This window comes from Paracoccus sigandri, assembly GCF_003709565.1.
GTDB lineage: Bacteria > Pseudomonadota > Alphaproteobacteria > Rhodobacterales > Rhodobacteraceae > Paracoccus > Paracoccus siganidrum.
In genome coordinates this window covers 91657-106726 of the sequence record NZ_QNRC01000015.1, presented here as the reverse complement: position 1 = coordinate 106726, position 15070 = coordinate 91657, and the positions used below count along the sequence as shown (strand labels likewise).

Annotated in this window: 11 protein-coding genes; 9 read left to right on the top strand and 2 right to left on the bottom strand. The window is 70.4% G+C overall.

The genetic code is table 11. The features are described from left to right. Both C9E82_RS14795 and C9E82_RS14790 read right to left on the bottom strand, forming a co-directional pair. The coding region (locus tag C9E82_RS14795; protein ID WP_221035991.1) for a COG3650 family protein at positions 1 to 568 on the bottom strand (568 nt) is incomplete at its 3' end. 115 nt (positions 569 to 683) lie between these two features. After that, positions 684 to 2066, bottom strand: a complete 1383-nt coding sequence (locus C9E82_RS14790) for an L-serine ammonia-lyase (protein ID WP_119900129.1) — start codon at positions 2064 to 2066, stop codon at positions 684 to 686. Between the two features lie 270 nt (positions 2067 to 2336). Here C9E82_RS14790 and dusB point away from each other — a divergent pair, with 270 nt between their 5' ends. From dusB to hflX, 9 genes are all read left to right on the top strand, one after another. Further along, complete coding sequence (gene dusB, locus C9E82_RS14785; RefSeq protein ID WP_119900144.1) at positions 2337 to 3362, top strand: tRNA dihydrouridine synthase DusB; 1026 nt, start codon at positions 2337 to 2339, stop codon at positions 3360 to 3362. Beyond that, entirely contained in the window at positions 3359 to 4489 is a 1131-nt protein-coding gene (locus C9E82_RS14780) for a two-component system sensor histidine kinase NtrB (RefSeq protein ID WP_119900131.1), read from the top strand. The genes dusB and C9E82_RS14780 overlap by 4 nt, the downstream gene beginning before the upstream one ends. A 12-nt stretch (positions 4490 to 4501) precedes the next feature. Beyond that, a complete protein-coding gene (locus C9E82_RS14775; RefSeq protein ID WP_119900133.1) occupies positions 4502 to 5953 on the top strand; it encodes a response regulator in 1452 nt (483 codons plus the stop codon). A gap of 73 nt (positions 5954 to 6026) precedes the next feature. Beyond that, entirely contained in the window at positions 6027 to 8291 is a 2265-nt protein-coding gene (locus tag C9E82_RS14770; protein WP_183154087.1) for a sensor histidine kinase NtrY-like, read from the top strand. Further along, positions 8288 to 9679: a nitrogen assimilation response regulator NtrX gene (gene ntrX, locus C9E82_RS14765; RefSeq protein ID WP_119900135.1), complete on the top strand. Its 1392-nt coding sequence runs from the start codon at positions 8288 to 8290 to the stop codon at positions 9677 to 9679. The genes C9E82_RS14770 and ntrX overlap by 4 nt, the downstream gene beginning before the upstream one ends. 578 nt (positions 9680 to 10257) lie before the next feature. After that, complete coding sequence (gene trkA, locus C9E82_RS14760; RefSeq protein ID WP_119900137.1) at positions 10258 to 11634, top strand: Trk system potassium transporter TrkA; 1377 nt, start codon at positions 10258 to 10260, stop codon at positions 11632 to 11634. A 14-nt stretch (positions 11635 to 11648) separates the two neighbouring features. Beyond that, positions 11649 to 13280 (top strand): potassium transporter TrkG, encoded by a 1632-nt coding sequence (locus C9E82_RS14755; protein WP_119900139.1) that lies wholly within the window; start codon positions 11649 to 11651, stop codon positions 13278 to 13280. Between the two features lie 131 nt (positions 13281 to 13411). Then, on the top strand, positions 13412 to 13645 hold the full coding sequence (gene hfq / locus C9E82_RS14750; RefSeq protein ID WP_020949330.1) for an RNA chaperone Hfq: 234 nt from the start codon (positions 13412 to 13414) through the stop codon (positions 13643 to 13645). After that, positions 13646 to 14971, top strand: coding sequence for a GTPase HflX (gene hflX / locus C9E82_RS14745; protein ID WP_119900141.1), 1326 nt, complete (start codon positions 13646 to 13648; stop codon positions 14969 to 14971). It abuts the gene before it with no gap. Positions 14972 to 15070 lie beyond the last annotated feature (99 nt).

Genomic DNA, 15070 nt, shown 5'->3' with positions numbered 1-15070 from the left:
TCGCGCGCGGCGCTGCTGGGGCCGGGGCGCGGGTGGCGGCGACGGCCTGCGCCACCTCGGCCGTGGCCGGGCCCGCGCAGCCGCGTTCCGAACGGCCCGAGACGGTCAGCGTCGCGGTCATCGGGAAGCGGTCGCCCGACATGCTGTCGCGGCATTCGGCGGCGCGGATATTCACCGTGAAGGGCCGTCCGCCCAGCACGCCGATATATTCCACGCCCTCGGCGAAGGTCAGCCGGTTCACCCGGATGGCCTGTCCGCGCTGGTTCGAGGGCGTCTTGTAGATCGCGGTATTGCCGGCGACGTCGACGGCCCAGAACGGCTCGTTGCCGCGGGCGCTGAAGGCGGCGGTGTTATGCGTCTGCGCCTCGGCCGTGGCGACGGCGCGGGCCTCGGCGGCGCCGGTCTCGATCGGGGCCTCCAGCGGCGAGACCGAGGGCGGTCCCCGGTGTCCCTCGGCCTGGGGGTCGTCCTGCGCGCCGAAGCCGGGCAGGCCGGTGCCTTCGCAGGCGGCGAGCGGCAGGGTCAGAAGGGCAAGCAGCGCAAGGCGCGGGCTGAGCGGCATCTTCATGAAACGGGCCTCTGTCGGATTGCGTCGTTATTGATTGCCCCCAGCGTTAGCAATCGCCTGCCTCGCGGGCAAGCGCGAAGGGCGCGGGCGGGCGGCAAGCCGCCTGCGCGGCCGCTCAGCAATTCGGGACGTTGACGGCCAGCCCGCCAAGCGAGGTTTCCTTGTATTTGTCGCTCATGTCGCGGCCGGTCTGGCGCATGGTCTCGATGGCGGCGTCCAGCGGCACGAAATGCTGTCCGTCGCCGCGCAGCGCCAGGCTTGCCGCGCTGACCGCCTTGATCGCGCCCAGCCCGTTTCGTTCGATGCAGGGCACCTGCACCAGCCCCTTCACCGGGTCGCAGGTCATGCCCAGGTGATGCTCCAGCGCGATCTCGGCGGCGTTCTCGACCTGCTGGGGGGTGCCGCCCATCACCGCGCACAGTCCCGCCGCCGCCATGGCCGAGGCCGAGCCGACCTCGGCCTGGCAGCCGCATTCCGCGCCCGAGATCGAGGCATTGTGCTTGATCAGCCCGCCGATGGCCGCGGCGGTCAGCAGGAATTCCGGCAACTGGCTCTCGCCTGCGCCCGGCACATGGTCCAGCCAGTAGCGGATCACCGCCGGCACCACCCCGGCGGCGCCGTTGGTGGGCGCGGTGACGACCTGCCCGCCGGCCGCGTTCTCCTCGTTCACGGCCATGGCATAGGTCGACATCCAGTCGTTGATGACATGGGGCGCGGTCAGGTTCATGCCGCGTTCGGCCAGCAATTGCTGGTGGATCGCATGGGCGCGGCGGCGCACCTTCAGCCCGCCCGGCAGCACGCCCGGCGTGGTCAGCCCGCGATCCATGCAGTCGCGCATCACCTGCCAGATCCGCGCCAGCCCGTCGCGGATCTGCGCGTCGCTGCGATGGACCAGCTCGTTGGCGCGCTTCATCTGGGCGATGGTCCTGCCCGAGCCTTCGGCCATCTCCAGCATTTCGGCGGCGCTGGCGAAGGGGAAGGGGACCTTCGGCGCGTCGTCGCTGCGGCTTTCGTCCCCCTGCCGGGCCAGTTCCTGATCGGTCAGCACGAAGCCGCCGCCGACCGAGTAATAGATCTGGTGGAAGATCACGTCGCCCTGCGCATCGGTGGCGGAAAGCGTCATGCCGTTGGCATGGCCGGGCAGGGCGTGGTCGAAATCGAAGCGCAGGTCGGTCTCGGGGTCGAACTGCAGCGGCTGCAGGCCCTCGGGCGTGACCTGGCGGGTTTCGCGGATCCGGGCCAGCGCGGCCTCGGCGGCCTCGGCATCCATGGTCTCGGGCACGAATCCCGCAAGGCCCAGGATCGTGGCGCGGTCGGTGGCATGGCCCTTGCCGGTGAAGGCCAGGCTGCCATGCAGGCTGGCGCGCAGCCCGTGGGCCTGGAACGGCTGGGCGCGCAGCGATTGCAGGAACCGCGCCCCCGCGACCATCGGCCCCATCGTATGCGAGGACGACGGCCCGACGCCGATCTTGAACATGTCGAAGACGGACAGGAACATGATTTCCCCTTGCAACCCCATTTCCGCTTGCAACCCAGGCCCGATCCAATCACGGCTGCCCCGCGGAAGCCATGCCGGAAGCGACAATCGCCGTGGAGAAATGCGACATGTGCCGTCGCGGCGCGATCAGGGCGCGATCAGGCGGGTTCTGCATATGAAACAGGCGACATGCCTATTATATAGACAATCCGGCGCCGTATGACGAGTGCCCGCCCCGGCGGCAGGGTGCCGTTCTTGCGGGCGCTTGGCGGCGAGGCGAAGGAACGGATCATGCGACTGCCCGAACCCATATATCTCGGCGACCGGCCCCTGGGTCCGCCCGTCTTCCTGGCCCCGATGGCCGGGATCACCGATCTGCCGTTTCGCCGGATGGTTGCGCGATTCGGCGCCGGGCTGATGGTCAGCGAGATGGTCGCCTCGTCCGAGATGGTGACGCCGCGCCCCTCGACCCGCGCCGCGGTCCGCGCCAAGGCCACGGTCGGGGCGGGGCTGCCCGTCAGCGTCCAGATCGCCGGGCGCGAGGCCGGGGCGATGGCCGAGACCGCCCGGATCGTGCAGGGCATGGGCGCGCCGATCATCGACATCAACATGGGCTGCCCGGCCAAGAAGGTAACGGGCGGGCTGTCGGGCTCGGCGCTGATGCGCGACCTGGACCACGCGCTGCGGGTGGTCGAGGCGGTGGTCGGCGCGGTCGAGGTGCCGGTGACGCTGAAGATGCGGCTGGGCTGGGACGACAGCTGCCTGAACGCGCCGGAACTGGCGCGGCGGGCCTCGGATGCCGGGGTGCGGATGCTGACCGTGCATGGCCGGACGCGGGCGCAGTTCTACAAGGGCCGGGCCGACTGGGCGGCGATCCGGGCGGTGTCCGACCTGCCGGGCCGCCCGCCGCTGGTCGCCAATGGCGACGTCACCGACGCGGCCTCGGCCCGCGCGGCGCTGGCGCAGTCGGGGGCCGAGGCGGTGATGGTCGGGCGCGGCGCGCAGGGCGCGCCCTGGCGGCTGGCGGCGATCGCGCATCGGTTGTGGGGCACCCCGGCGCCCGAGCGGCCGCTTGGCGCCGCGCTGGCCGACCTGGTCGAGGACCATTACCGCGACATGCTGTCCTTCTACGGCACCGACCTGGGCCTGCGCGTCGCCCGCAAGCATCTGGGCTGGTATGCCGATGCGAACGGCGCGCCGCTGCGCGCCCAGATGCTGCGCGCCGACAGCCCGGACGCCACCATCGCCCTGATCCGCAGCGCCTTCACCGACGCGCCCGGCGACGACATCGCGCCCGCCACGGGGGAGGCCGCATGAGCTGTCCGCGCCCGGCCGATTTCCACGAAGCCGCGCCGGGCGCGGGCTGGGACACGCTGCCTCTGCCGGCGCTGATCCTGGACAGGAAGGGACGGGTCGCGGCGATGAACGACGCGGCCGAGATCTGGCTGAACATCTCGCGCAACTCGACCCTGGGCAAGCCGCTGGAGGGCGACGAGATGGCGACGCGGCTGCTGATCTCGCCCTCGCTGCGTCCGCTTCTGGCGCGGGTCGCGCGCGGGGACGAGGCGCTCTACCAGCCCGGCGTCCGCTTCGAGCTGGGCGACCGCGCGGGCGGGCACCAGGCGCGCTCGGCGGTGGTCCATGCCGGGCCGCTTGGCGACGATGCGCGCAATGTCTCGATCCTGATCGTGCCCGATGCCGTCGGGCTGCAAAGCCAGAGCCGCCAGGTCCGCACCGCCGCCCGCAGCGCCATCGGCATGGCCGAGATGCTGGCGCACGAGATCAAGAACCCGCTGGCCGGGATCCGCGGCGCGGCGCAGCTGATGGCGATGAACGCCACGCCCGAGGACCGCGAGATGGCCGAGATGATCGTCAGCGAATCGCGCCGCATCGTCGCGCTGCTGGACCAGGTGGAACGCTTCGGCGACACCTCGGCGCCGAAGCTGGTGCCGGTGAATGTCCATGACGTGCTGGAACAGGTGCGCCGCTCGGCCGCGGTGGGTTTCGCGCGCGGCATCGCGCTCTTGACGGATTACGACCCCTCGCTGCCGCCGGCGCTGGCCGATGGCGACCAGCTGATGCAGGTCTGCCTGAACCTGGTCAAGAACGCGGCCGAGGCGCTGAACGGCGTGCCGGGGCCCACCATCCGGCTGCGCAGCTTCTATGACCACACCTTGCGGCTGCCCCCCGACGAGGCCGACCCGGCCGGCCGCCCGCTGCCCCTGCAGATCGAGATCGAGGACAACGGCCCCGGCCTGCCCGAAGCCATCGCCGACGAGGTGTTCGAGCCCTTCGTCTCGGGCCGCGAGAACGGCACCGGGCTGGGGCTGGCGCTGGTCAGCAAGATCATCACCGACCACCGCGCGCTGGTCCGGGTAGACAGCCGCCCCGGCCGCACGGTGTTCCGCATTTCGCTTCCCAAATCCCCACCCGCCAAGCCATAAGGACCGACCCCCATGGACGGAACCGTTCTGATCGCCGATGACGACCGCACCATCCGCACGGTGCTGACGCAGGCCCTGACGCGGGCGGGCTGCCGGGTCCATGCCACCGGCTCGCTGGCGCAGCTGTCGAAATGGGTCGAGGAGGGGCGGGGCGATCTGGTCATCACCGACGTGATGATGCCCGACGGCAACGGCATCGACCGCATCCCCGCCATCCGCGAGGCCCGGCCCGACCTGCCGGTGATCGTGATCTCGGCCCAGAACACCATCGTCACCGCGATCCGCGCGACCGAGGCCGAGGCCTTCGAATATCTGCCCAAGCCCTTCGACCTGCCCGACCTGATGGCCAAGGCGAACCAGGCCCTGTCGCGGCGGCCGCGCAGGTCGGACCCGGCGCCCGAGCCGATCACCATCTCGCGCGATGCCGCCGACCCGGCCATGCCGCTGATCGGCCACGCGCCGGCGATGCAGTCGCTGTTCCGCATGGCGGCGCGGGTGCTGAATGCCGATCTGCCGGTGCTGATCGCCGGCGAGCCGGGGGTCGGCAAGACCACCATCGCGCGCAGCTTCCACGACCTGTCCGAGCGGCGCGACCGGGGCATCGCCGTGCTGACCTCGGCCGATGCCGGCGAGGAGGCGGTGATGCGCGCGGTCGACAAGGCGCGCGGCGGCACCATCCTGATCGAGAACCCCGCCGGTTTCGACCAGGCCGCGCAGGCCCGGCTGATCGGCATGATCGAGGCGATGGAATCCGGCCCCGACCGCGCCATGGCCCCGCGCGTCGTCGCCACCACCGGCCCCGATCCGCAGGCGGACGTGGCGGCGGGGCGGCTGCGCTCGGACCTCTATTACCGGCTGGCGGGGGTGACGGTGACGGTGCCGCCCCTGCGCGCGCGGGTCGACGACATCCTGCCGCTGGCCACGCATCTGCTGGCCCGCGCCGCCGCCCAGGGCCTGCCCGAGCGGATGCTGTCGGACGAGGCGGCGGCGCTGCTGCGCGCCCATCCCTTCCCCGGCAATGTGCGCGAGCTGGAGAACATGATGCGCCGGCTGGCGCTGACCGCCTCCAGCCCGGTCATCACCGAGCCCGAGATGCGCGAGACGCTGAGCCAGCAGGGCGCCGGGCGGGCGGTGCCGATCGCCGCGACCTCGGCCGCCCCGGTCAGCGGCGCGGTCGAGGCGCCGCAGCCGATGGTCATGCCCGCCGCCCATGCCCGGCTGTCGGATTCGGTCGAGGCGCATCTGCAGCGCTATTTCGACCTGCATGGCGACGCGCTGCCGCCGCCGGGCCTCTATGACCGCATCCTGCGCGAGATCGAGCGCCCGCTTCTGCAGGTCGCGCTGGATGCGACCGGCGGAAATCAGCTGCGATGCGCCGATTTGCTGGGAATCAACCGCAATACCCTGCGCAAGAAGCTGACCGAGCTGAATATCGAGGTGACACGGCGCCGCAAACTGATGTAAAACCGCCACAGGTAGCGGTGCCCAGGACACGGGTCGCCGCAACAGATGCCGCGCAAGACGGCAGGTGGGGGCTATGGCAGGGTCCATATCAGGGCTGAGCTGGGACAGGTTGGCGCAGATCCGGCTGGCCCGGCATTGGCGTCCGGTGCTGGCATGGGGGATGATCCTCGTCGGCGCGGCGCTGGCGGCGGCGACGATGAGCGTGCTGGGCCCGGTCAGCCGGGGCGCCGAGCCGCAGATGCTGCGGCTGATCCTGATGCTGGACCTGGCCTATCTGATCGTGCTGTTCGGCTTCGTCGTGTTGCGCATGGCCCGGCTGATCGCCGCGCGCCGCAACAGCGACGCGGGCTCGCGGCTGCACGGGCGGCTGGTCGGCGTCTTCGCGGGCATCGCGCTGGTGCCGACGGTGCTGGTCGCGGTCTTCGCGGGCTTCCTGGTCAATATCGGGCTGGAGGGCTGGTTCTCGGACCGGGTGCAGCAGGTGGTCATGACCTCTCAGGCCGCCGCCGAGGCCTATCAGGAGGAACACCGCCGCGACCTGACCGAGGATGCCCGCGCGCTGGCCGGGGTGCTGATCCAGGCCGGCCGCGCGAACCCGCTGATCGAGGATGGCGACATGCGCCCGCTACTGGTGCAGGGGCAGGGGCTGATCCAGCGCGGGCTGCGCGAGGCCTATGTCATCGACGGCTCGGGCGGGATCCGCGCGCGGGGCGAGCGCAGCTATCTGTTCTGGTACGAGGAACCCACCAGCGAGCAGCTGGACCAGGCCCAGTCCGAGGGGCTGGTGCTGATCGAGGACTGGCAGAACAACGAATTCCGCGCGCTGGTGGCCTTGCCGCCGCTGGCCGACCGCTACCTCTACGTGACCCGCGACGTCGACGGCAACCTGCTGGGATTGCTGGACGACACCCGCGCGACCGTCGGCGACTACCGTCGGCTGGAACAGACCCGCGGGCAGGTGCTGTTCGAATTCTCGCTGGTCTATCTGGGCTTCGCGCTGCTGCTGGTGGCGGCGGCGATCTGGGCCGGGCTGTGGTTCGCCAGCCGGCTGTCGCATCCGATCGGGCTTCTGGCCCAGGCCAGCGAGCGGGTCGGGCAGGGCGACCTGGACCTGCAGATCCCCGAGCCCCGGACCGGCGACGAGATCCAGACCCTGGGCCGCGCCTTCAACCGCATGACCCGGCAGCTGAAGCAGCAGCGCGAGGAACTGGTCGAAAGCTATCGCATCAGCGACGAGCAGCGGCGGCTGTTCGACAACGTGCTGTCCTCGGTGACATCGGGCGTGATCGGGCTGGACGCGGCCGGAGAGATCGACTTCCTGAACCGTTCCGCCACCCGGCTGGTCGGGCTGGAGCCGAAGCGCGACATCGACGCGCTGCTGTCCGAGGCGGTGCCGGAATTCGCGCCGCTGTTCGACCGGCTGTCGGGCTCGGTCGCCGAGGCGGTGCAGGACGAGGTGCGGCTGATGCGCGACGGCCGCGTCGAAAGCCTGCTGGTGCGCATGGCGGTGCGGCGCGGCACCGATGGCGGGCTGGAGGGCTATGTGGTCGCCTTCGACGACGTGACCGAGCTGGTCAGCGCGCAGCGCATGGCCGCCTGGGGCGACGTGGCCCGCCGCGTCGCGCACGAGATCAAGAACCCGCTGACCCCGATCCAGCTTTCGGCAGAGCGGCTGCGGCGCAAGTTCGCGCCCCTGGCGGGCGACGAGGACAAGGCCGCGCTGGAGCAATATGTCGACGTCATCATCCGCCAGACCAACGACCTGCGCCGGATCGTGGACGAATTCAGCCGCTTCGCCCGGATGCCCGAGCCCGACCGGGCCGAGACCGACCTGGCGCGGCTGTTGCGCGAATCCGTCCTGCTGCAGCAGGACGCGCTGAAGGGCGCGCTGGTCACCGACATCCCCGAGGAGCCGGTGATCGTCGATTGCGATGCGGGCATGCTGCGCCAGGCTTTCACCAATCTTCTGAAGAACGCCGGCGAGGCCATTGACGAGGCGGCGGAAAATCCGCCCGAAGGTTGGCAGGCGCGGATCGGCGTGACGATGGAGGCGGGCCCCGATGCGGTCACCATCCGCATCACCGACAACGGCGCCGGCCTGCCCGCCGACCGCTCGCGCCTGTTCGAACCCTATGTGACGATGAAGGCGCAGGGCACCGGCCTTGGCCTGCCCATCGTCAAGAAGATCGTCGAGGAACATGGCGGCAGCCTGCTCCTGACGGATGCGCCCGAGCGCCCCGGCGCCATGGCCGAGATCCGCCTGCCCCGCGAGCGCCACCCGGTGCGCGGAACCGGGCGTAAAGTGAAACAGGAAAAAGACGAGGCAGGGACGATATGAGCGATATTCTGATCGTCGACGACGAGCGCGACATCCGCGAGCTGATCGCGGATATCCTGAAGGACGAGGGCTTCGCGACCCGCACCGCCGCCAATTCCGACGAGGCCGTCGCCGCGCTGAACGAGGCGGAGCCGGCGCTGATGATCCTGGACATCTGGCTGAAGGACAGCCGGATGGACGGCATCGACATCCTCAAGCAGGTCAAGCGCAACAATCCCGACGTGCCGGTGATCATCATCTCGGGGCACGGCAATATCGAGATCGCGGTCGCCGCGATCAAGCAGGGCGCCTATGACTTCATCGAGAAGCCCTTCAACATCGACCAGCTGATGGTGGTCATCAACCGCGCGATGGAGACCAGCCGCCTGCGCCGCGAGAACAGCAGCCTGAAACGCGGCGACGCGCGCCTGGCCGAGATGCTGGGCGGCTCGGTCGCCTTCAAGCGGCTGCGCGACAACCTGGACAAGGTCGCCAAGTCCAACGGCCGGGTGATGCTGAGCGGCGAGCCGGGCAGCGGCAAGGAACTGGCGGCGCGCTATATCCACGCCCACAGCCCGCGCGCGAATGCCCCCTTCGTCACCGTCCCCTGCGCCACGATCGAGCCCGAGCGCATGGAAGAGGTGCTGTTCGGCCGCGAAAGCCCGGAACGCGGCATCGAGCCGGGCCTGCTGGAACGGGCCCATGGCGGGGTGATCTATTTCGACGAGGTCGGCGACATGCCGCTGGGGACTCAGCCCAAGATCCTGCGGGTGCTGACCGAACAGCAATTCGCCCGCGCCGGCGGCACGGACCGGGTGCGGGTCGATCTGCGGGTGATCTCCTCGACCAATCGCGACCTGCCGACCGAGATCGCCGCCGGGCGCTTCCGGCAGGAACTCTACGACCGGCTGAACGTGGTGCCGCTGGCGGTGCCCTCGCTGGCCGACCGGCGCGAGGATATTTCCGTGCTGGCCCGCCATTTCATCGAGCAGTTCCACCAGCTGCAGGGCCTGGCGCTGCGCGATCTGCCCGACGAGACGGTGGCGGCACTGCAGGCGATGCGCTGGCCGGGCAACATCCGCCAGCTGCGCAACGTGGTCGAGCGGGTGCTGATCCTGGCCGAGGACAGCGGCCCGATCCAGCCCGCCGAGCTGGAGCCGCAGGGCGCCACGCCCGACAACAGCGACGCGCTGAGCCTTGGCCCGCAGATCACCGCCATGGCGCTGCGCGAGGCGCGCGAGCTGTTCGAGCGCGAATACCTGGTCGCCCAGATCAACCGCTTCGGCGGCAATATCAGCCGCACCGCGCAATTCGTCGGCATGGAGCGCAGCGCCCTGCACCGCAAGCTGAAATCGCTTGGCGTGGTCGGCGGAATGCGCGCCGATGACGAGGTGCTGACCGGCAAGTAGGCGCCATACCCCCTGAAGGTTGTGGCCGGCGATCCGCCCCTGAAGGGAGGGATCGCCGGCCACGTCCGAGCCCGTTCCGACTGGCGACGGCGTTTTGGGGAAACAAACATGACGCTGCATTCCGGCCGGCCATGGGAGCAGACGACACCATGTCCGGCCGGATCGGTCACTTTCCATCTCCATCCTGTCGGGCGGCTCGGTACCGATATGGCTGCGCCTGGACGGGGCACTTGGCCCGCAAAGGTTCCAGAAACAGCCGGAAATCAAGACAACCGGTCGGCGCCCCTCTCGCGGCGGGCGGCGGCCCGGACTTACCATTGCCTGCGGCCGCGCGCCGGATCGTGCTGCGGCCGGCGGAGGGTCCTCCGCTTCGGTATCCCGTTGCATGTCACGGGAATTCAATCCTTAGTTGAGCGCCGCGGGCTTTTCAAGCCGGGCCCCGGCAGGCGCAAGGCGGCCGGCATGTTCATGCCGGTGGCGGCGGCCTGCGCCATGCGATGGCCGGTTGCGCGGCGCCGCGCGCGGTCGTAGGCAGGACGGACGGGGCGCGGGCGGATCGGGCCGGGGCGGGGAAAGCCATGAAGATCATCATCTGCGGGGCAGGGCAGGTCGGCTGGCAGATCGCGCGGCATCTGTCGGGCGAGCGCAACGACGTCACCGTGATCGACACCAATGCCGAGCTGATCCGCCGCGCCACCGATGCGCTGGACGTCCAGGGCGTGACCGGTTTTGCCAGCCATCCCGACGTGCTGGACCGGGCCGGCGCGCGCGACGCCGATCTGGTCATCGCCGCGACCCATTCGGACGAGGTGAACATGGTCACCTGCCAGGTCGCCCATTCGGTCTTCCAGGTGCCGCGCAAGATCGCCCGGCTGCGCAGCGCCGCCTATATGGAGGCGATCTGGTGCGATCTCTACCGCACCGACCACCTGCCCATCGACGTGGTCATCAGCCCCGAGCGCGAGGTCGCCAAGGCCGCGCTGCAACGGCTGTCGGCACCCTCGACCTTCGATGCCGAGACCTTCATGGGCGGCCGGGTGCAGCTGCTGGGCATCGTGCTGGAGGAAGACTGCCCGGCGCTGAACACGCCCCTGCGGCAGCTGAACGAGATCTTCTCGACGCTGCGCGCCATCGTCGCGGGCGTGCGGCGCGAGGGGCGGCTGTTCGCGCCGGAGCCGGGCGACCAGCTGTTCGCGGGCGATCAGGTCTATATCTTCAGCCATGCCGAGGACGTGGCCCGCACGCTGGAGATCTTCGGCAAGCCGCCGCAGAAGCCCGCGCGGGTGGCGATCATCGGGGCGGGCAATGTCGGGCTGTCGGTGGCGCTGGCGCTGGAGCGCGGCCCCGACCGGATCCGCACCCGGCTGATCGAGCGCGACCGGCTGCGCGCCGAGATGGCGGCCGACGCGCTGGAGCGCACCATCGTGCTGAACGGCGACGGGCTGTCGGCGGAACTGCTGGAGGAAGCCTCGGTGCCCAGCACCGATGCGGTCCTGGCCCTGACCGACGATGACAAGACCAACATCCTTGCGGCGGTGCGGGCCAAGCAGGCGGGGGCGAAGATGGTGATCTCGCTGATCAACGACCCGACGCTGGTGCCGCTGATGGAGGTGCTGGACATCGACGCCCATATCAATCCGCGCGCCACGACGGTCTCGACCATCCTGCGCCATATCCGCCACGGGCGGGTGCGCGACATCTATTCCATCGGCGATGCCGAGGCCGAGGTGATGGAGGCGCAGGTCCTGTCCACCTCGCCCATGTCGGGCCGGGCGATCCGCGACATCGACTTCCCCGAGGGCGTGCTGATCGGCGCGGTGCAGAAGGGCGACCGCATCGTGAAGCCCATGCCCGATACCCGCATCGACGAGGGCGACGTGGTGCTGATCTTCGCCATGACCCCCGATGTCCCCGAGGTCGAGCGCCTGCTGCAGGTCTCGATCGACTTCTTCTGACGGGGTGCGGGCCGGTGACGATCCTGTCGCGCCTTCCGATGCCGGTGGTCCTGGTGCTTGCCGCGGCGCTGGCGATGCTGGTGCCCGCCGCCCATGCCTCGGTGCTGCGCGAACATGCCATCGCGCGGAACTTCTTCTATTCCGCGCTGCTGGTCATGGTCGTCACCGGCATGGTCGCCCTGGCGATGGGCGCCCGCCGCAGCGCCCGCCACCCGCGAGAGGCGCTGCTGACGGTGGTCGCGGTCTTCGGGCTGATGCCGCTGATCCTGGCGATGCCGGTCGCGCAAAGCCTGCCCGATACCGGCCTCTTCAACGCCTGGTGGGAGATGGTGTCCTCGCTGACGACGACCGGGGCCTCGCTCTATTCCGCCGACCTGCTGCCGGCGCCGCTGCATCTGTGGCGGGGGCTGGTGGGCTGGCTGGGCGGCTTCTTCGTGCTGATCGCGGCCACGGCGATCCTGGCGCCCCTGCGGGTGGGCGGGTTCGAACTGATCTCGGCCCCCTATGGGCGCGAGGAGCATTTCGGCGTGCTGCCTGATTCGGCCGATCCCCCCGATCCGGTGCCGCACCTGTCCTCGCCGGCCTTCCGCACCCGGTTTTCCGAGCCGGGGCACCGGCTGCGGCGGGCGGCGGCGGCGGTCGCGCCCGCCTATGCCGGGCTGACCCTGGCCCTGTGGGTGATCCTGCTGATGCTGGGCGATGACGGGCTGACCGCGCTGATGCGGGCGATGGGCACGCTGTCGACCAGCGGCATCTCGCCCGCGCTGGGGCCGGTGGGCGAGGCCTCGGGCCGGCCCGGAGAGCTGGCGGTGCTGGTCTTCCTGATCCCGGCCCTGTCGCGCCGCTTCTGGCCCGGCGGAGCAGAGCTGCGCGCCAGCCAGCGCCTGCGCGACGATCCCGAGCTGCGCATGGCCGCCTTCATCGTCGGGCTGGTGGCGCTGGCGCTGTTCGCGCGTCATTTCCTGTGGGCGATCGAGACCGGCGACGCTTCGGAAGGGCCGGTGGCGCTGGCCCTGGCGGACCTGCGCGCCGCGCTGGCGGTCGCCTGGGGCGCGGTCTTCAACGGGCTCAGCTTCCTGACCACGACCGGCTGGAATTCGCTGGACTGGCAGGGGGTGCGGGACTGGTCGGGGCTGAATTCGCCCGGCCTGGTTCTGGCCGGGCTGGCGATGATGGGCGGCGGCGTGGCGACGACGGCGGGCGGGGTCAAGCTGATGCGGGTCTATGCGCTGGCCCGCCACGGCCAGCGCGAGCTGGAGCGGATCGTCCATCCCGGCTCGGTCGGCGGCGGCGGGCCGATGGCGCGGCGGTTGCGGCGCGAGGGCGCCTATCTGGCCTTCATCTTCTTCATGCTCTTCGCGGTCTCGATCGCGGCCACGGTGACGCTGGTATCCTTGCAGCGGATCGAGTTCGAGACCGCTACCGTGCTGTCCATCGCCGCGCTCAGCAATACCGGCCAGCTTGCCGGGGCGATCCCGCTGACCCCGGCCTTCGAGGGCAGCGCCGGCATCGCCTCGGCCCCGTGGGAGGGCTGGTCGGGCCTGCCGGTCGCGACCAAGGCGGTGCTGGCCCTGGCGATGATCGTCGGGCGAATCGAGACGCTGGCGATCCTGGCGCTGCTGTCGCCCGAATTCTGGCGCCGCTAGCGCGAACAGGCGCCGCGGATCGGCGCGGCGGGTTAAACTATCCTGTTTCGCGCCTGCTGTGCCTTGCAAGGCCAGCCCCGCTGGCCTAGATGTTCTGCAAGAACCTATAAGAACATGCTTGGGAACGAAATATGGCTGGTGACAAACAGAACCTTCAGGACGCCTTCCTGAACCATGTCCGCAAGGCCAAGGTGCCGGTCACGATCTTTCTGATCAACGGCGTCAAGCTGCAGGGGGTCATCACCTGGTTCGACAATTTCTGCGTGCTTCTGCGCCGCGACGGCCAGTCGCAGCTGGTCTACAAGCATGCGATCAGCACGATCATGCCGGGCCAGCCTATCTCGCTCTATGAAGGCGAGGACTGATTGGCGGAACCGACCTCGACCGAGGAAAGGCCCACCCGCGCCTATGTGATCCATCCCGATCTGGCCAGCGGCCGGACCCAGCGGCGCGACCCCGAGCACGCGCTGGCCGAGGCCGTGGCGCTGGCCCATGCGCTGCCGGGGATCGAGATCGTCGGGTCCGAGGTCGCGCGCCTGCGCAGCCCCGATGCGGGCCGGCTGTTCGGCAAGGGCAAGCTGGCCGAGATTGGCCAGCGGCTTCAGGCCGCCGAGGCCGAGCTGGTGCTGGTCGACGGGCCGGTCAGCCCGGTCCAGCAGCGCAACTTGGAAAAGGACTGGGGCGTCAAGCTTCTGGACCGCACCGGGCTGATCCTTGAAATCTTCGCCGACCGGGCGCGCACGCGGGAAGGCGTGCTGCAGGTGGAACTGGCCGCGCTTTCCTATCAGCGCACCCGGCTGGTCCGCGCCTGGACCCACCTGGAGCGCCAGCGCGGCGGGCTGGGCTTCGTCGGCGGCCCCGGCGAGACGCAGATCGAGGCCGACCGGCGCGCCATCGACGAACAGATGACCCGGCTGCGCCGGCAGCTGGACCGCGTGGTCAAGACCCGCACCCTGCATCGCGCGGCCCGCGCCAAGGTGCCCTATCCGGTCGTCGCGCTGGTCGGCTATACCAATGCCGGCAAGTCGACGCTGTTCAACCGGCTGACCGGGGCCGAGGTGATGGCCAAGGACATGCTGTTCGCGACGCTGGACCCGACCATGCGGGCGATCCGCCTGCCCGGCGCGGGCGGCGGCAGGACCGGCCGGCGGATCATCCTGTCCGATACGGTGGGCTTCATCAGCGACCTGCCCACGGAACTGGTCGCCGCCTTCCGCGCCACGCTGGAAGAGGTGCTGGCCGCCGACCTGATCCTGCATGTCCGCGACATCAGCCATCCCGAGACCGAGGAACAGGCCGCCGACGTGGCCGGGATCCTCGACAGCCTGGGCGTGGACGAGGATGTCGAGCTGATCGAGGTCTGGAACAAGATCGACGCCCTGTCGCCCGAGACGCGGGCCGCGCTGCGCCGCACCGATGCCCGGACCGAGGGCATCCAGGCCGTCAGCGCGCTGTCGGGCGAGGGGCTGGACGACCTGGTCGCGGCCATCGACGCGCATCTGGCCCGCGCGCTGGACGAGCCGCGCGAGGCGGCAACGGTGGTCCTGCCCTTCGGCGACGGCCGCCGCCGGGCCTGGCTGCACGAGGCCGGCGTGGTCGAGCGCGAGGAGAGCGGCGAGGACGGCCTGGTGCTGCACCTGCGCTGGACTGCGCGGCAGAAGGCCGGCTTCGAGGCCCTGGACGCCGGCTGACCGGCCGGGCGCGCGGAAAGCGCGGCCCCCGGCGGTTGCGCCTTTCGCAGCGGGAACGCCGGGACATGCGGCGGGCGGTGGCGGTGATCCTCGCGGTGG